Source organism: Aliishimia ponticola (assembly GCF_004803475.1).
GTDB lineage: Bacteria > Pseudomonadota > Alphaproteobacteria > Rhodobacterales > Rhodobacteraceae > Aliishimia > Aliishimia ponticola.
The window spans coordinates 219,313-235,326 of the sequence record NZ_SRKY01000001.1 but is presented as its reverse complement, the minus strand read 5'-3'; the positions used below and the strand labels follow the sequence as shown (position 1 = coordinate 235,326).

Here is a 16,014-nt window from a genome sequence, read left to right as displayed (position 1 = left end):
CCATGACCAAGATCAAATCTGTGCGCACCCGCGTCTGGAACTGGACCGGGCCGACCGTTCCCCCGCAGGGCCATTTTTGTACCAATGCGTCGGATGCGCTGTGGATCAAAGGCGACGCCATGGCCTCGTTCCGGTTCCACCAATGGCTGACTTGCGAGGTTGAGACAGAGGACGGGACTATCGGCATCGGAAATGCCGCCCTGGCGCCCACGGTGGTGAAACAGGCCATCGACGACTGGTACGCGCCGCTGGTGATCGGGGAAGACCCGTTCGACTACGCCTATATCTGGGAAAAGATGTACCGCCGCACCCATGCCTGGGGTCGCAAGGGCATCGGCATGACTGCGATCAGCGCCATCGACATCGCGATCTGGGATTTGATGGGCAAGCTGGTGAACAAGCCCGTGTTCAAGCTGCTTGGCGGGCGCACGAAAGAGAAGATCCCGGTCTATTACTCCAAGCTCTATGCCGACAGCATCGAGGCGATGCAGCGCGAGGCCGAAGAGGCCGCAAGCCACGGCTACAGCGCGTTCAAGTCCCGCTTTGGCTTTGGCCCAAAGGACGGCATGGCGGGGATGCGCGAGAACCTCAAGCGCGTCGAAGCGCTGCGCGAGGTGCTGGGCTATGACGTCGATCTGATGCTTGAATGCTACATGGGCTGGAACTTGGATTACGCCAAGCGGATGTTGCCCAAACTGGCCCCGTTCGAGCCGCGCTGGCTGGAAGAGCCCGTGATCGCGGATGACGTCGAAGGCTATGCCGAACTCAACGCGATGGGGATTGTGCCGATCTCGGGCGGGGAGCATGAATTCAGCGTCATGGGCTGCGCCGATCTGATCCGCAAGAAGGCGGTAAGTGTGCTGCAATATGACACCAACCGCGTGGGCGGCATCACGGCGGCGCAAAAGATCAACGCCATCGCCGAGGCCGCGCAAATCCCCGTCATCCCCCATGCCGGGCAGATGCACAATTATCACCTGACAATGGCGAACACGAATTGCCCGATTTCGGAATACTTCCCGGTTTTCGATGTCGAGGTCGGCAATGAGCTGTTCTACTACATCTTCGAGGGCGACGTTGAGGCGGAAAACGGCTATCTACAGCTGGACGACAACACGCCTGGCCTTGGCATCACGATCACCGATAAGCACATGAAACATTTCGAGATTATTGAATGACGCAGTATACAGGTATATGGCCGGTCGCCCCGACGCCGTTCCACCCGGATGGCACGCTTGATCTGGACGGCATGAAGCGCGTGCTCGATTGCCTGATCGATCAGGGCGCGGATGGGATTTGCATTCTGGCCAACTTCTCAGAGCAGTTCCTGATCTCCGATGCGGAGCGTGAAGTTCTGGCACGGCTGAGCGTCGAACATATCGCGGGCCGCGTGCCGGTGATCGTCACGATCAGCCACTACGCCACCCAGATCGCGGTAGAGCGCGCGCGTTTTGCCAAGGATCTGGGCGCGGATATCGTGATGATGATGCCGCCCTATCACGGCGCGCTTCTCAAAGGCACGCCAGAGCAGAGCTTTGAACAATTCGCCGCCGTGGGCGAGGTCGGCATCCCGATCATGGTGCAGGACGCACCGCTTTCGGGCGTCGATCTGCCGGTGCCGCTTTTGGTGCGCATGGCGCGCGAGATCGAGGCGGTGAAGTTGTTCAAGATCGAATGCCCACGCGCCGCGAACAAGATCCGAGCGCTGATCGAAGACGGCGGCGACGCGATCGAAGCGCCCTTCGACGGTGAAGAAGCGATCACGCTTCTGGCCGATCTCGACGCGGGGGCGACCGGGTCGATGACCAGCGGCATGATCGTCGATCAGATCAAACCGGTCATCACCCGGCACCACGCGGGTGATGTGGCCGGCGCGACAGAGGCTTATGGCCGGGTCGCCATGGCCATTAACCACGAGAACCGCCAATGCGGCTGGCAATCGTGCAAGGCAGCGATGGTCGAAGGCGGTGTGATCAAATCCGAATTCTGCCGCCATCCGATCCCGCCCCTGCATCCGGCCATCCGGGCGCGGCTGATCGACTTGCTGCGCCCGCTTGATCCTTTGGTGTTGCGTTGGGGGACATGAGATGAGCGAAACCGCATGGACCAATGAGCTGCGCAATTTCGCCGAGTTGAAGCCACGCAAATCGCTGGCGGCAGATGCGGCGGACCATCTGCGCGAATTCATCCTGCTGGGCAAGCTGGCCCCGGGGATGCCGGTGCGCGAACGCGATCTGGCCGAGGCGTTCGGGATTTCCCGCACGCCGCTGAAGGAAGCGTTGCGTATTCTGGAAAGCGAGGGGCTGATCGACTATGGCCCGACCCGCAGACCGGTGGTGGCCGATCCGTCGCTGGACGAGATCAACGATTGGCTGCGTGTGCAAGGCGCGTTGGAGGCGCTGGCGGGCGAACTCGCCTGCGAGGTGGCCAGCGACGCGCAGATCGCCAGGATCGACGCGCTGAACACCTCCATCAAGGAAGCGCGCGACGCCGAAGGTCAGCTGGCCGCGTTCCGGCGGGACATGGATTTTCACGGCGCCATTGTCGAAGCTTCCGGCAACCGCGCGCTGCTTGAAACCCACGCAACCTATAACGCGCGGCTTTGGCGGGTGCGGTTCCTGTCTTCGCAGCGGGTCGCCAGCCGCGACATTACCCGCCGCGAACATCTGGATATCGTGAACGCGCTCAAAGCCCGCGATGCCGCCGCTGCCCGGCGGGCACTCACACAACATCTGCGCACGGCCGAAATCAACATCGCCGCCGCCATCGCAGAGGCCAAGGCCGAAACGGAGGACACCTGATGCATCCCAAGCTCGCCATTATCCCCGGCGATCCGTCCGGGATCGGGCCGGAACTGATCGCCAAACTGCTGTCGCAAGACGGCGTGACCGAGGCCGCCGACATCCTGCTGGTGGGGGACGCCCATATCTGGCAGCGCGGCGCGGCGCAGGCTGGCTGCGAAGTGACGCTGAACACCATCGGCGAAGATGCGATTGCCGGTTTTCAGGGGCTCGCCCATCTGGATATGCAGACCATCGCACCCGAGGATGTGCGCATCGCCCAGACGACCGTGGCCGGGGGCACCACATCCCTGCGCTGTCTCGACAAGGCGCTGGATCTGGCACAGGCGGGGCTGGTCCATGGCGTGCTGTTTGCGCCGTTCAACAAGGCCGCGATGACCTCTGCCGGGCTCAATGCCGAGGATGAGCATCGCTATATGGCGCGGTATCTGGGCTTTACCGGCTATCATTCAGAGATCAACGTGCTCGACGATCTGATGACCACCCGCGTCACCAGCCATATCGGTCTGAAGGATGTCGCCGCCAATATCGACGGGCCGGGGATCGAGCGCGCCATCGAACTGGCCCATGCGACGCTGGCGCGGTCCGGCAAGACGCGCCCGCATGTGGCGGTCGCCGCGCTGAACCCCCATGCGGGAGATAACGGCAAGTTCGGGCGCGAGGAAATCGACGTGATCGAACCCGTGGTCAAGGCCTGCCAAAGCCGCCAGATGAACGTCACCGGCCCCTGGCCGTCGGACACCGTGTTCCTCAAGGCCAAGCGCGGCGAGGTCGATGCGGTCGTGACCATGTATCACGATCAAGGGCAGATCGCGATCAAGCTGATGGGGTTTGAACGCGGCGTGACCGTGGCTGGCGGTCTGCCGATCCCGGTGGCGACGCCCGCCCATGGCACCGCCTTCGATATTGCGGGGCAAGGCGTCGCCAATGTGGGCGCGACGCGGCAAGCCTTTGATCTGCTGGTCCGCATGGCGGGCAACGCCGCCCCGGAGGTCGCGGCATGACCCTTCCCGCTTTGGGCCTGATCGGTGCGGGGATGATGGGCTCTGGCATGGGGCGGTGCCTGCTGGCGGCGGGCTATCCGCTTGCGCTGAGCGTGCATAAACGGCGCGACCATCTGGCGCCGCTTTTCGCCGCCGGTGCGACAGAGGCGCCAAGCCTCGCGGCGCTGGCTGGCGATGCCGATGTGCTGCTGACCTGCCTGCCAAAGGCCGAGACCGTGCTTGCCATCGCGGACGAAATCATCCCGCATTTGCGCGCAGGCCAAATCTGGATCGACACCAGCACCGCAACGCCGGACGTGGCAGAGACGCTTGGCCCACGGCTGGCCAAACGCGGCGCGCTCTTTGTCGATGCGCCCGTGACCGGCGGGCCACCGCAGGCGCAGGACGGCACACTCGCCGCGCTTGTCGGCTGCAAGGCAGACGATTTCCCCGCGCTTCGTCCCCTGATCGGGGCCTATGCCAAGATAGTGCGCCGATGTGGTGATCCCGGACGGGGCTATGCCGCCAAGCTGCTGAACAATATGGTCACGCAAGGAACCCTGCTGCTGCTCGCCGATGCGTTTCACTGCGCAGGCAAGCTGGGCGTCGATGCCGATGCCCTGCATGAGGTGATGCAATCGGGCGCGGCGCGGTCCGGCACGCTGGAAAAGGCTGTCACGCCTGCGTTGCAAGGCAAATACGACGGCGCGCAATTCACCATCGAAAACGCCGCCAAAGACCTGCGCTATGGGCGCGACCTGATCGCCGATCTGGCCCCGGCCCGCGCCCCCATCGCCGCCGCGTTGGCGGATCGCCTTGACGCGCTGGTCGCGGCAGGGCGTGGGCCGGATTTCGTCAGCACGATGCTGGACCCGGCAAGACCTTGAACTTGAACACCCCTCTCCCCCGGACAGGACGCTGACACGCGCCGCCTGCCCTCCTGAAATCAAGATACGGACCCCAAAAAGATGAGCTTTACCCCCCACGGAAAACACCTGATCGCCGGGACTTGGACGCAAAGCGACAAGACCTTCCAATCCGATCCGGCCCACGGCCCGGCCCATAGCTTCAGCCTTGGGAGTGCCGATCTGGTAGATCGCGCCTGCACCGCCGCCGAGGATGCCTTTGCGGTCTATGGCCAGACCAGCCGCGAGGCCCGCGCACAGTTCCTGAACGCCATCGCGGACGAAATCGAAGCGCGCGGCGCGGCCATCACCGAAATCGGCACGCAGGAAACCGGCCTGCCGGACGCACGGCTTCAAGGCGAACGTGGGCGCACCACCGGTCAATTGCGGCTCTTTGCCGATCACATCCTAAAGGGAGATTACCTTGACCGCCGTCACGACGTGGCGCTGCCGGACCGGGCACCGCTGCCCCGGCCCGACCTGAAGATGATCCAACGCCCAATTGGCCCCGTGGCCGTCTTTGGCGCATCGAACTTCCCGCTGGCCTTTTCGACCGCCGGGGGCGACACGGCGGCGGCGCTGGCGGCGGGCTGCCCGGTCGTGGTGAAGGGGCATCCGGCCCATCCCGGCACGACAGAGATCATATGCGAGGCGATCCTTGCCGCCATTGAAAAGACGGGTACGCCCAAGGGCGTGTTTTCCATGGTCCATGATGGCGGCCAGGCGGTGGGCGCTGCGCTGGTGCAGCATCCTCTGATCTGCGCGGTCGGCTTCACCGGGTCGCTGCGCGGCGGGCGCGCGCTCTTCGATCTATGCGCCGCGCGGCCGGACCCGATCCCCTTCTTCGGCGAGCTGGGTTCGATCAATCCGATGTTCCTGCTGCCCAATGCGATGAAGGCGCGCGGGGCGGAGATTGGCACCGGCTGGGCGGGATCGCTGACCATGGGCGCGGGCCAGTTCTGCACCAATCCCGGCATCGCGATCGTGCTGCCCGGCGCAGAGGCGTTCATCGACGCCGCCACATCCGCGCTGCAAGACGCTGCCGCCCAGACCATGCTGACCGATGGCATTGCCGGGGCGTACCGGGATGGGGTGGCGCGGGTCGCGGGCAGCCCCAGCGCCGCCGAGGTGCTGAGTTCTGCCTGTAGCGGACGCAGCGCAACGCCAAACCTGTTCCGCGTTTCGGCGCAGGACTGGCTGGCCGATCACGACCTGCAAGAAGAAGTCTTTGGCCCGCTCGGCATCGTGGTCGAGGCACAGACCCCCGAAGAGATGACCAAGATCGCCACGTCGATCCAAGGGCAATTGACCTGCACCATCCACATGGACGATGCCGACACGGCGCAGGCCAAGACGCTGATGCCACTGATCGAACGCAAGGCCGGGCGCGTGCTGGTCAACGGCTTTCCCACCGGGGTCGAGGTCGCGGATGCGATGGTGCATGGCGGCCCCTACCCGGCTTCGACCAATTTCGGCGCGACCTCTGTCGGGACATTGGCGATCCGCCGCTTCCTGCGCCCGGTCTGCTATCAGAACGTGCCCGATGCGCTGCTGCCCGAAACGGTCTGATCGCCGGTTCCCGCCTTACTCCCGATAAGACCCGGGCGTTCTGTTTGTCCACTTACGGAACGCCCGGTGAAAATTAGCGGGGGCGGAAAAGCCGGTATCGAAGGCGATCTGTTCGATGCTGTCCTTGCCATGTTGCAGCGCGCGGATGGCGATGTCGCGGCGCAGGGCGTCCTTGATGTCCTGAAACGAGGCGCCCTCTTCCTTCAGGCGCCGGTTCAGCGTGCGCGGGGCCATTTTCAGCGAGGCCGCCGCTTCGGGAAGCTGGCACGTCTGCCATTGCGCGCCGTAGAGAAACGCGCGGACCTGCAAACTATATGTGTGCGCGCGCGAGCCGGTGAAAATCCAGTCAAGCGGCGCGTTCTCCACAAAGGCGGTCGCCTCGTCCCGGCTGCGCGCCAGCGGGCGCGGGAATTGGCGCGCGTCGAACAGAATACTGGTGCGCGGCGCGCCGAACCGCACCGGACAGGGAAAGACAACCGCGTAATCGGCGGCGAAATCGGGCCGCGCAAAGGCAAAGCGGACCTCTTGAACCGGCATCTCCGCCCCGCCCAGCCAGGACAGCAGCCCATGCGCCAGCTTGAGCAGCAGCATATGCCCAAAGCGTTGCGGCGGCGTGCCGGGCGTGTAGGGGGTCAGCGACAGCTCATAGATGTCTTCGGTGCTGTGCAGGGCCAGTTGGAAATCGTCCAGCAGCAGGTTCCAGAAGGTCGTATAGCGATACAGCGCCGCGGTCAGGCTGCGCGCCTCGCGCTGGACTGTCACCAGATGCTGCAAGGCCCGTGGGCGGATCGGGCGACTGTACAGGCCCATCATCTCATCTCCGGTTTCAATCGCCGCCAGTTGATACAGCCGCACGATTTCGGTCAGCGTCACCCGCTGGGACGGCATCATCGGCCCCGCTTGCAGCCCAGACCGGTGCAACAGCGAGGCCAGGACAGGCGGCGCACAGCGCGAGCGCAGCGCATCCAGCCAATCGTGGATGAAAGCCGCCGACACCGTGGTCAGCGCGATTGGATCATTGTTTGGCACTGCGGGCCCTTTTGGCGTAATCTGATAAGAGACTGGCGAGTTATGATCTTTTCGGCAAGCCCTGTGGCAGCTACATGACGCAATACCATAATCATCGGTGAGGAGGCCCCATGACATACCAACCGCCCGTACAGGATGTGATGTTCTGCATCGAACATCTGTCGCACTGGGATGAGGTGTCGCAAATCGCGCCCTATAGCGACTTCGACCTGTCCGATATCGGTGCCGCGTTGGAGGGGCTCGCCCGCTTTTGCCAGGAACAGATCGCGCCGCTGTCCCGCACGGGCGATGAACTGGGCGCGCAGTTCGAAGATGGCCGCGTCATCATGCGCGATGCAGTGCAGCACGCCTATGCCCAGTTCGTCGAGATGGGCTGGCAGTCGCTTGCGCATCCGGCGGAATATGGCGGCATGGGCTTGCCCCGCGTGGTCGGAGCCGCCGGGGTAGAGATGCTGAACGCCGCCGATATGAGCTTTGGCCTATGCCCCCTGCTGACCGATGGCGCGATCGAAGCCTTGCTTCTGACCGGCTCGGACGCGCAGCGCGCCACCTATCTGGAGCCGCTGATTTCCGGGCGTTGGTCCGGCACGATGAACCTGACCGAACCGCAGGCGGGCAGCGATCTGGGGCGGGTCGCGACCAAGGCGGTCGCACGGGGCGACGGCACCTACGCGGTCTCCGGCACCAAGATCTTCATCACCTATGGCGCGCATGACCTGACAGAGAACATCGTCCATCTGGTGCTGGCCCGCACGCCAGATGCCCCGGCCGGACCCAAGGGGCTCAGCCTGTTTATCGTGCCGCAGAAGCTGGTGAATGCGGATGGCAGCGTCGGCGCGGGCAACGCGGTCAACTGCGTCAGCATCGAACACAAGCTGGGCGTGCGCGCCAGCCCGACAGCGGTGCTGGAATACAAGGACGCCACCGGCTTTTTGATCGGCGAGGAGAATCGCGGGCTGGAATATATGTTCATCATGATGAACGCCGCACGGTTTTCCGTTGGGGTTCAGGGCGTTGCGACCGCCGACCGGGCGTACCAGCGGGCGCTGGCCTATGCCCGTGACCGGGTGCAGAGCCGGCCTGTCAACGGCTCTGCCAAGGAAGCGGTGGCGATCATCGACCACCCCGACGTGCGCCGGATGCTGCTGCGGATGCGCAGCCTGACGGAAGGCGGACGCGCCATGGCGGCGGCAACGGCGGGGCTGCTGGATATCGCCCATCATCAGGACGCGCCCGAAATGGCGGCACTGGCCGAATTCATGGTGCCGCTGGTCAAGGGGTTCTGTTCGGAACGCGCGGTCGAGGTCGCCTCCCTTGGCGTGCAAATCCATGGCGGCATGGGCTTTATCGAAGAAACTGGCGCGGCGCAGCATTACCGCGATGCGCGCATTCTGCCGATCTACGAGGGGACCACCGCCATTCAGGCGAATGACCTTCTGGGCCGCAAGGTGATGCGCGACGGCGGCGAGACCGCGCGGCTTTTCACGGCCCGCATCGCCGCGACAGAGGCCGAACTGGCGCAGGGCGACGCCACCGCGCAGGCCATTGGCGCTGCGTTGACGCAGGCGCGCGGCACGTTCGAAACCGCGCTTGCATGGCTGCTTGAGAACAGCCGCAGCAATATCGACGGCGCCTTTGCCGGGGCGGTGCCATTCCTGACGCTGACGGGCACACTTGCGGCCGGCTGGAAGCTGGCCAAGGCCGCGCTGGCGGCGCAGACCTGCCGGGACGCCGGTCAAGACCCCGATTTCATGGCGCAAAAGATCGCGACCGCGCTGTTCTTTGCCCAGCATATTCTGCCCGAATGCCATGCCGAAACGGCCCGCATTCTGCATGGCGCGCCCAGTGTGCTGGATGCGGCATTCCCTGTTTGACGCCTTTTGGAAGGACTATACCCCATGAACGATGTCGTGAACCCCGACAGCTACGAGACCCTCGCGCTTTCACCGCAGGAAAACGGACTTTACGTTGTCACGCTGAACCGTCCCGAAAAGCGCAACGCGCTTGATGTGGCCACGATCGAAGAGTTGATCCGCTTTTTCAGCGGCGCGCGCATGGCGGGCGTGAAGGCGGTGGTCCTGACCGGCGCCGGGGATCACTTCTGCGCCGGGCTGGATCTGGTCGAACATTGGAAGGCCGATCGCAGCGCGGATGACTTCATGCATGTCTGCCTGCGCTGGCATGAGGCGTTCAACAAGATGGAATATGGCGGCGTGCCGATCATCGCGGCGCTCAAGGGCGCGGTTGTGGGCGGCGGTCTGGAACTGGCCAGCGCGGCGCATGTGCGGGTGATCGATCCGGGCACGTATTTCGCCCTGCCCGAAGGTCAGCGCGGTATCTTCACCGGCGGCGGCGCGACGATCCGGGTGTCGGACATGATCGGCAAGTATCGCATGATCGACATGGTCCTGACGGGCCGGGTCTATCAGGGGCAAGAGGCCGTCGATCTGGGTCTCGCGCAGTACATCACCGACGCGGGCGGCAGCTTTGACAAGGCGATGGAACTGGCATCCAAGGTCGCGCAGAACCTGCCGCTGACCAACTTCGCGATCTGTTCGGCCGTCAGCCACATGAACAACATGTCCGGGCTGGACGCCGCCTATGCAGAGGCCTTTGTCGGCGGGATCGTCAACACCCAGCCCGCCGCGCGCGAGCGGCTCGAAGCCTTTGCCAACAAGACCGCCGCACGGGTGCGCCCCAAAAGCTAGAACATCGCCTTGGGAAGCCAGGTGGCAAGCGCGGGCCAGAACCAGACCAGCGCCACGCCCACCGCTTGCAGCGCGATAAAGGGCAGCACGCCGCGATAGATATGCGCGGTTGTCACCTCTTCGGGGGCGGCGCCGCGCAGATAGAACAGCGAAAACCCGAAAGGCGGCGTCAGGAACGACGTTTGCAGGTTGATCGCAAGGATGATGCCCAGCCAGATCGGGTCATGCCCCAGCAGGATCAGCGTCGGCGTCACCAGTGGCAGCACGATCACGGAGATTTCGACAAAGTCCAGAAAGAAGCCCATGATGAAGACGATCAGCATCGTCACCAGCAGCGCGCCCGTTGCGCCTCCGGGCAGGTTGGCAAGCCAATGGGCCACCCGCTCTTCCCCGCCAAGCCCGATGAAGACAAGGCTGAACATGCCCGCGGCAAGGATCGTGGCAAAGATCATCGCGGTCATGGTCATCGTGGATGTGGCGGCGTCATGGATCATGCGTTCGGCCACCACATTGCGCAGCGCCGCCAGAATGCCGGCCAGCCCGATCACCGCCAGCAGAATATAGGCGCCGCCCGCGATATAAGACCCGGGGCCCAGATCGGAGCGTTGCAGCCGCACGGGAAAGATGCCCGCCGCGATGGCCAGCACGATCAGCGCAGCCGCGCCGGTCAGGATCAGGGTCCGGTTGCGCCCTGCCCGCGCCGCTGACAACAGCAGCGCGCCGATTGCGCCCACCGCCGCAGCTTCGGTCGGGGTCGCCAGCCCGCCAAGGATCGACCCCAGCACCGCGAAAATCAGCAGCACCGGCGGCACGATGGCGCTGAGGATTTCCGTCCGCGTCGGTTTGGGAATACCGGCATCCGCTGGCGGCATGTCCTGCGGGCGCAGACCGCCGCGCACCAGCACATAGGCCAGATACAGCGACACCAGCACCAGCCCCGGCACAAGGGCGGCGGCAAAGAACTGGCCGACGGACAAGGCCTCGACCGCGAATTTGCCCTGTTCGTATTGCGCCTGCTGATAGGCGTTGGACATCACATCCGCGAGGATGATCAGCAATGTCGAAGGCGGGATAATCTGGCCCAGCGTTCCGGCGGTACAGACGATCCCGGCAGAGACGCGCGGATCATAGCCCGCGCGCAGCATGGTCGGCAGCGCGATCATGCCCATGGCCACAACCGTCGCCCCCACAATCCCGGTGGAGGCCGCCAGAAGCGCGCCCACAAGGATCACCGAAATGCCCAGCCCGCCGCGTAACTGGCCAAAGGCCCGGCCCATCGTGTCCAGCAGTTCCTCAGCGATGCGGCTTTTCTCCAGCAAGGCGCCCATCAGCACGAAAAGCGGAATGGCGATCAGAACCTGGTTGGAAATCAGCCCGAATACGCGCTGGCCAAACGCGCCCAGAAGGGAGATATCCATCACCCCCACCATCCAGCCGAAATAGGCGAAAAGAACCGCGACACCCGCAATGCTGAACGCCACCGGGAAGCCGGACAGGATCGCCACGACCAGCGCCGCGAACATCAGAAGGTCAAGATATTCGGTCATGCACGGGTCTTTCCGGCCAGCAGCCGCAACAGGATGGCAATGGATTGCAACGCGATCAGAAGGCAAAAGGCCGGGATCAGCGATTTCAGCAGGAACACGGCTTCGATCCCCCCGACAGAGATCGGCCCCTCCAGGATTTTCCACGCATTGCGCACCGACGGCCATGACCACCAGCCCAGCGCGGCCATCGCGGGCAAAAGCAGCAACACGTGACCGGCGATGTCGATGCGGCGGCGCGCGGCGCCGGAAACCTTGGCATAGAAGATATCGACGCGCACATGCCGGTCGACCAGCAGCGTATAGCCGCCCGCCAGCATGAACAGCGCGCCATGCAGATACAGCACGCTTTCCTGCACCCAGATCGAATTGACGCCAAAGACGTAGCGCCCGATCACGATGCCAAACTGGATCAGCACCATGGCAATCGCGAACCAGCGCAGCACAAGCGCCAGCCCACGATTGAGCGCGTCAATGAAATCGGCCACCCGCAACATGCGCGCCTCCCCCGTTCCGGTCGTGAAAATGCGCGGCGCTGATCCGCCGCGCATTCGGTCTTTGCGGCCTTAGTACCCCATCACATGGGCACGGGCATTCATCTGACCATTATCGGCAAAAGTCATATACCCGCCGACACTGTCGCGATAGGCGACAAAGCTTTCGGTGATCTGTTTGACCAGCGCATCGTCGTCCTCGCGCAGATCGGCGATCACTTCGGCGGCCGCCGTCCCCATGGCGTCGATGACCTCTTGCGGGAACATCTTGACCTGCACGCCGTCTTCTTCGACCAGCTTTTTAAGCGCAGCCGCGTGTTTCGTCGTGTATTCGGTCCAGACCGGGTTGTAGAGGCTTTCGCAGGCCAGCGCGACCGCCTGTTTCAGATCGTCGGGCAGCGCGCCGAACACCTCGGCATTGACGCCGCATTCCTCGGCAGAGGACGGCTCGCCCACGCCCGGCCAGTAATAGTTCTTGGCAACCTGTTGATAGCCCAGCGCGCTGTCGGTCCAGGGGCCGATGAACTCGCCCGCGTCCAGCGCCCCGGTTTGCAGCGCTTGGAACATGGCGGGGCCGCTCATCGCTTCGGCGGCCATGCCCAGCTTGGCGCACATCTCGGAGGCCAGACCCGTGGTGCGGAATTTCAGCCCCTTGAGATCCTCGGCCGAGTTGATTTCATCGCGGAACCAGCCGCCCCATTGCGGGCCGGAATTGCCGCACAGGAACGGCTTGATGCCAAAGCGGCCATACATTTCGTCATAAAGCGCCTGACCGCCCCCGTGATAAAGCCAGCCGAATTGCTCATCCGCGCGCAGGCCGAAGGGCTGTGAGCCGAACAGCAGGATGCCCTTGGATTTCGACCCCCAATAGGCCGGAACCGCGTGATACAGCTCCGCCGTGCCCTCGCTTACCGCGTCGAACACACCACGTCCGGGCACCAATTCGCCCGCTGCATACAGCTTTACCTCGATCCGGCCACCCGACAGCGTGGTGATCCGGTCGGCCAGCATTTGCGCGGCGACGCCCGGCCCGGGCAGGTTCTTGGGCCATGCCGTGACCAGTTTCCATTCGCGGATATCCTGCGCAATGGCGGGCGCCGCCAGCGAGGCGCTTGCCGCACCCAGCGCGCCGGCCTTGATGAAATTTCGTCTGTCCATGAGGTATCTCCTTGTCGGTTCAGGTTGTTGTTATCGCGTTCAATTTCGCAGAGTGCCCGGACGCCGCCGCCCGTGATCGCGCGCCATGTCCCGCCAGTTGTGCAGATCGGCATTGTCCGGCAACAGATCCTTTCTCGCCTGATCGGTCACGATGTCCGGGCGCAGACCCTGACGATGAATTTCCGGGAAAAGATCGGCGGCATTGCCTAAAAGCGCGACAGATCTTGCCTCGCCCGCCTTGGTGCAGCGGTCAATCATCGCCAACGCTGCGCCAAGGCTGTACGTCTTTTCACCGTCATGGACGACAAGCGCCTGCGGGTTCTCGGCCATGCCGCGATACAGGCTGTCGTGACCAGTACAGGATCTGCCATCCCCACTCCTTGCCATAAATCCTACATAACCGTATTTTGTCGCTACTTAATTTGTCAACGGAGAGTACGCATGAAAAATGCCCAAGCCAAACAGGTGCTTACGCCAGAGGCACAGGCCGGAGTTGCATGCGTTACGCTGGATCAGGGGCGGATCGTTCGAATCTCAGGCCGGATGGGCGCGACAGCCGTGCCGGACTACGCGCCACGCCTGCGCAGAATGTACCGGGCGGCGGTGGCGACGGCGGGTCGGACCACCAGCCAGATCGCTGACGGCTCAGGCGCGGCCCCGAACATGCTGCCGATGGATGGCGAATTACTTTGCGACGCTGCCGGGCAGACTGCCTGCGACAGCCTCATCTTTACCGGGCGGGGTCGCAGTTGTATCACGGACGTCTGGAGCGCGGGACGCCACAGGGTCAAGGCAGGACGCCATGTCCACCGCGACCGCAGCGCCGCGCGTTTCATGGCGCAGACGAAGGAACTCGGGCAGGACAAATGACAACCACCAACCGCTTGTCATGGAAAGATGTGCGTGACGAAATTCACGACGCGATCCTTTCCGGGCGCTACGGGCCGGGGGACCGCCTGCCGCGCGATGCCGACATCGCCGAAGAGATGAAATGCGCCCGTTCGACCGTGCAGCGCGCCATGCAGGACCTGTCCGATAGCGGTCTGGTAGAGCGGCGGCGCAAGGGCGGCACGCGGGTGCGCGCGCATCCCGTCACACGCGCCACGCTTGATATTCCCATCACGCGGCGCGAGGTCGAACAGAAAGGTGGCCGCTATGGGCACCAATTGATCCGCCGCACGCAGATGGATGCCCCGCGCAGCGTCATGGCGACGTTTGAACTGACAGAGCCGCGCCCGATGCTGCGGGTCGAGGCGCTGCACCTGTCCGATGGGCGGCCCTATATCTTTGAGGATCGCTGGATCAGTCTGGACACCGTGCCGGAGATGATCGATCTGGATCTGACCACCCAAAGCGCGAATGAGTGGCTGGTGCTCAACAAGCCCTATAATCGGTGTGATCTGCGGTTCTACGCCATTTCCGCCGATGCCCAATTGGCCGAGGTTTTGGACACCGCCCCTGGGGCTGCGCTGTTCGTGATCGAACGGACCACATGGACCGACAGCGCGCCCATTACCACGGTCAAGGCCATCACCGCCCCCGGCTATCAACTGTTGACGCGCAGCTAGCGCGCTGGGACCTCACGCGCGGAAATGGCGGGGCGCGCATATGCCGGGCAGCGCTGAACGCGATTGCATCGGTCGCAGCACGCCGGGTGAATAGAGGTTGACGGCTGCCCCGCAAATCTGGCACGCAAACACAATGTCTGGTTCCGGGGCCTGCCCCGGAGGAAACAGGGAATGCGGTGCGCGGCCTTTGTCGAAAGACGGGTCCAATTCCGCAACTGCCCCCGCAACTGTAGGCGGCGAGCAGGGTTGATACGCCACTGGGGTTTCCCGGGAAGGCCAGCCCAATGCTTTGACCCGCAAGTCAGGAGACCTGCCCGACATGCACCCCCGGAAAGGGTGCGCCACCGGCGACGGGGTGTGCGTCAGGCCTGTAAGCCCAATTCGGGTAGATGGCTCTGTTCAGTCCGTTGTCAACACAATGCGCCGGGGATGGCGCTGCGGGACAAGGACGACCATATGAAAACGCTGCTTGGAACAGCTCTTACCGCGCTTGCACTGCCTGTCATGGCGCAGGCGCATTTCCTGCTGGAATACACGACCGACACGATGATCGACCGGCCCGGCGACGTCCCGGTGAAGCTGATCTTCTGGCACCCGTTCGAGAACGGCCATGTCATGGATCTGGAGATGCCGCAGGAATTCTTTGCGATCCACCGGGGCGAAAAGATCGATTTGCTGGGCGGCTTGGAACCTGTCCGTTTTCGCGGCGCCCAGAACGAAGGCGCGGCGTTCAAGGGCGCTGTCCCAGTCAAGCGGTCGGGCGATTACGTGCTGGTGACGGTCCCCGCGCCCTATTACGAAGAGGCCGAGGATATTTATATCCAGCAGATCACCAAGGCGTTTCTCAATCGCAATGAACTGCCGACCGACTGGATGAACCCGGTCGGCCTGCCGGTGGAAATCCTGCCTCTCGTCAAACCCTATAACGTCATCGCCGGATCAACCTTTACCGGGCAGGTCGTCGCGAATGGCGTACCTGTGGCGGGGGCCGAGATCGAGATCGAATATATGGCCGCAGAGCCGGATATGGACACCGCCGCCGCATCGACCGGCACCGCGTCGCCCCTGCCCGGCGGCGCACTGGTCGCGATTTCGGACGCGAATGGCTATTTCACTTTCGGGGTGCCCAAGGCGGGCTATTGGGGTTTTGCCGCGCTTGGCGCTGGTCCCGCGACCGAACATGAGGGCAAAGAGCTTAGTCAGGATGCGGTGATCTGGATACGCGCCTGGGACATGCAGTAAGCGGGGGGAGCAC

The 16,014-nt window shown here is 63.8% G+C and carries 16 protein-coding genes and 1 riboswitch; of the genes, 11 read left to right on the top strand and 5 right to left on the bottom strand.

Annotation, left to right across the window (positions count from 1 at the left end):
* Positions 1-2: 2 nt before the first annotated feature.
* The 6 genes from E4Z66_RS01165 to E4Z66_RS01140 all read left to right on the top strand — a co-directional run bounded on the left by E4Z66_RS01165 (position 3) and on the right by E4Z66_RS01140 (position 6,258).
* Positions 3-1,178 carry an L-rhamnonate dehydratase gene (locus E4Z66_RS01165; RefSeq protein WP_136461108.1) on the top strand — a complete coding sequence of 392 codons (1,176 nt, stop codon included), beginning with the start codon at positions 3-5 and terminating at the stop codon, positions 1,176-1,178.
* Positions 1,175-2,086, top strand: coding sequence for a dihydrodipicolinate synthase family protein (locus E4Z66_RS01160; protein WP_136461107.1), 912 nt, complete (start codon positions 1,175-1,177; stop codon positions 2,084-2,086). The genes E4Z66_RS01165 and E4Z66_RS01160 overlap by 4 nt, the downstream gene beginning before the upstream one ends.
* 1 nt (position 2,087) lies before the next feature.
* Positions 2,088-2,801 carry a GntR family transcriptional regulator gene (locus E4Z66_RS01155; protein WP_136461106.1) on the top strand — a complete coding sequence of 238 codons (714 nt, stop codon included), beginning with the start codon at positions 2,088-2,090 and terminating at the stop codon, positions 2,799-2,801.
* Positions 2,801-3,805, top strand: coding sequence for a 4-hydroxythreonine-4-phosphate dehydrogenase PdxA (locus E4Z66_RS01150; RefSeq protein ID WP_136461105.1), 1,005 nt, complete (start codon positions 2,801-2,803; stop codon positions 3,803-3,805). Before E4Z66_RS01155 ends, E4Z66_RS01150 begins: the two co-directional genes overlap by 1 nt.
* Positions 3,802-4,671, top strand: a complete 870-nt coding sequence (locus E4Z66_RS01145) for an NAD(P)-dependent oxidoreductase (RefSeq protein WP_136461104.1) — start codon at positions 3,802-3,804, stop codon at positions 4,669-4,671. Before E4Z66_RS01150 ends, E4Z66_RS01145 begins: the two co-directional genes overlap by 4 nt.
* Positions 4,672-4,752: 81 nt before the next feature.
* Positions 4,753-6,258: an aldehyde dehydrogenase (NADP(+)) gene (locus tag E4Z66_RS01140; RefSeq protein WP_136461103.1), complete on the top strand. Its 1,506-nt coding sequence runs from the start codon at positions 4,753-4,755 to the stop codon at positions 6,256-6,258.
* Positions 6,259-6,273: 15 nt separating this feature from the next.
* Here the strand turns inward: E4Z66_RS01140 and E4Z66_RS01135 are convergent, their stop codons facing one another.
* Positions 6,274-7,287 carry an AraC family transcriptional regulator gene (locus E4Z66_RS01135; RefSeq protein ID WP_246035826.1) on the bottom strand — a complete coding sequence of 338 codons (1,014 nt, stop codon included), beginning with the start codon at positions 7,285-7,287 and terminating at the stop codon, positions 6,274-6,276.
* Positions 7,288-7,397: 110 nt separating this feature from the next.
* Here E4Z66_RS01135 and E4Z66_RS01130 point away from each other — a divergent pair, with 110 nt between their 5' ends.
* Together E4Z66_RS01130 and dmdD are read left to right on the top strand one after the other, a co-directional pair.
* On the top strand, positions 7,398-9,161 hold the full coding sequence (locus E4Z66_RS01130) for an acyl-CoA dehydrogenase family protein (protein ID WP_136461101.1): 1,764 nt from the start codon (positions 7,398-7,400) through the stop codon (positions 9,159-9,161).
* Positions 9,162-9,185: 24 nt separating this feature from the next.
* Positions 9,186-9,995 carry a methylthioacryloyl-CoA hydratase gene (gene dmdD, locus E4Z66_RS01125; protein WP_136461100.1) on the top strand — a complete coding sequence of 270 codons (810 nt, stop codon included), beginning with the start codon at positions 9,186-9,188 and terminating at the stop codon, positions 9,993-9,995.
* Here the strand turns inward: dmdD and E4Z66_RS01120 are convergent.
* The 4 genes from E4Z66_RS01120 to E4Z66_RS19980 form a co-directional block, all read right to left on the bottom strand.
* Positions 9,992-11,542, bottom strand: a complete 1,551-nt coding sequence (locus E4Z66_RS01120; RefSeq protein ID WP_136461099.1) for a TRAP transporter large permease — start codon at positions 11,540-11,542, stop codon at positions 9,992-9,994. The two genes, dmdD and E4Z66_RS01120, sit on opposite strands and share 4 nt — an antisense overlap.
* Positions 11,539-12,036, bottom strand: a complete 498-nt coding sequence (locus tag E4Z66_RS01115) for a TRAP transporter small permease subunit (RefSeq protein WP_136461098.1) — start codon at positions 12,034-12,036, stop codon at positions 11,539-11,541. The genes E4Z66_RS01120 and E4Z66_RS01115 overlap by 4 nt, the downstream gene beginning before the upstream one ends.
* Before the next feature lie 69 nt (positions 12,037-12,105).
* The gene (locus E4Z66_RS01110) at positions 12,106-13,191 is read right to left on the bottom strand and encodes a TRAP transporter substrate-binding protein (protein ID WP_136461097.1); all 1,086 of its coding nucleotides are present in this window, start codon (positions 13,189-13,191) and stop codon (positions 12,106-12,108) included.
* A 39-nt stretch (positions 13,192-13,230) separates the two neighbouring features.
* Positions 13,231-13,578 carry a hypothetical protein gene (locus E4Z66_RS19980; protein ID WP_136461096.1) on the bottom strand — a complete coding sequence of 116 codons (348 nt, stop codon included), beginning with the start codon at positions 13,576-13,578 and terminating at the stop codon, positions 13,231-13,233.
* Between the two features lie 54 nt (positions 13,579-13,632).
* Here E4Z66_RS19980 and E4Z66_RS01100 point away from each other — a divergent pair, with 54 nt between their 5' ends.
* The 3 genes from E4Z66_RS01100 (at position 13,633) to E4Z66_RS01090 (ending at position 16,001) form a co-directional block, all read left to right on the top strand.
* Complete coding sequence (locus E4Z66_RS01100; protein ID WP_136461095.1) at positions 13,633-14,061, top strand: amidohydrolase family protein; 429 nt, start codon at positions 13,633-13,635, stop codon at positions 14,059-14,061.
* Positions 14,058-14,759: a histidine utilization transcriptional repressor HutC gene (locus E4Z66_RS01095; protein WP_136461094.1), complete on the top strand. Its 702-nt coding sequence runs from the start codon at positions 14,058-14,060 to the stop codon at positions 14,757-14,759. The genes E4Z66_RS01100 and E4Z66_RS01095 overlap by 4 nt, the downstream gene beginning before the upstream one ends.
* A 121-nt stretch (positions 14,760-14,880) precedes the next feature.
* A riboswitch (cobalamin riboswitch) is annotated at positions 14,881-15,091 on the top strand.
* Between the two features lie 124 nt (positions 15,092-15,215).
* On the top strand, positions 15,216-16,001 hold the full coding sequence (locus E4Z66_RS01090) for a DUF4198 domain-containing protein (protein ID WP_136461093.1): 786 nt from the start codon (positions 15,216-15,218) through the stop codon (positions 15,999-16,001).
* The last annotated feature ends 13 nt before the right edge of the window (positions 16,002-16,014 follow it).

Coding starts and splice junctions, on each gene's coding strand:
- E4Z66_RS01090 (WP_136461093.1), top strand. CDS start 15,216: ATGAAAACGCTGCTTGGAACAGCTCTTACCGCGCTTGCACTGCCTGTC.
- E4Z66_RS01160 (WP_136461107.1), top strand. CDS start 1,175: ATGACGCAGTATACAGGTATATGGCCGGTCGCCCCGACGCCGTTCCAC.
- E4Z66_RS01145 (WP_136461104.1), top strand. CDS start 3,802: ATGACCCTTCCCGCTTTGGGCCTGATCGGTGCGGGGATGATGGGCTCT.
- E4Z66_RS01140 (WP_136461103.1), top strand. CDS start 4,753: ATGAGCTTTACCCCCCACGGAAAACACCTGATCGCCGGGACTTGGACG.
- E4Z66_RS19980 (WP_136461096.1), bottom strand. CDS start 13,578: ATGGCAAGGAGTGGGGATGGCAGATCCTGTACTGGTCACGACAGCCTG.
- dmdD (WP_136461100.1), top strand. CDS start 9,186: ATGAACGATGTCGTGAACCCCGACAGCTACGAGACCCTCGCGCTTTCA.
- E4Z66_RS01165 (WP_136461108.1), top strand. CDS start 3: ATGACCAAGATCAAATCTGTGCGCACCCGCGTCTGGAACTGGACCGGG.
- E4Z66_RS01130 (WP_136461101.1), top strand. CDS start 7,398: ATGACATACCAACCGCCCGTACAGGATGTGATGTTCTGCATCGAACAT.
- E4Z66_RS01155 (WP_136461106.1), top strand. CDS start 2,088: ATGAGCGAAACCGCATGGACCAATGAGCTGCGCAATTTCGCCGAGTTG.
- E4Z66_RS01095 (WP_136461094.1), top strand. CDS start 14,058: ATGACAACCACCAACCGCTTGTCATGGAAAGATGTGCGTGACGAAATT.
- E4Z66_RS01120 (WP_136461099.1), bottom strand. CDS start 11,542: ATGACCGAATATCTTGACCTTCTGATGTTCGCGGCGCTGGTCGTGGCG.
- E4Z66_RS01115 (WP_136461098.1), bottom strand. CDS start 12,036: ATGTTGCGGGTGGCCGATTTCATTGACGCGCTCAATCGTGGGCTGGCG.
- E4Z66_RS01150 (WP_136461105.1), top strand. CDS start 2,801: ATGCATCCCAAGCTCGCCATTATCCCCGGCGATCCGTCCGGGATCGGG.
- E4Z66_RS01110 (WP_136461097.1), bottom strand. CDS start 13,191: ATGGACAGACGAAATTTCATCAAGGCCGGCGCGCTGGGTGCGGCAAGC.
- E4Z66_RS01100 (WP_136461095.1), top strand. CDS start 13,633: ATGAAAAATGCCCAAGCCAAACAGGTGCTTACGCCAGAGGCACAGGCC.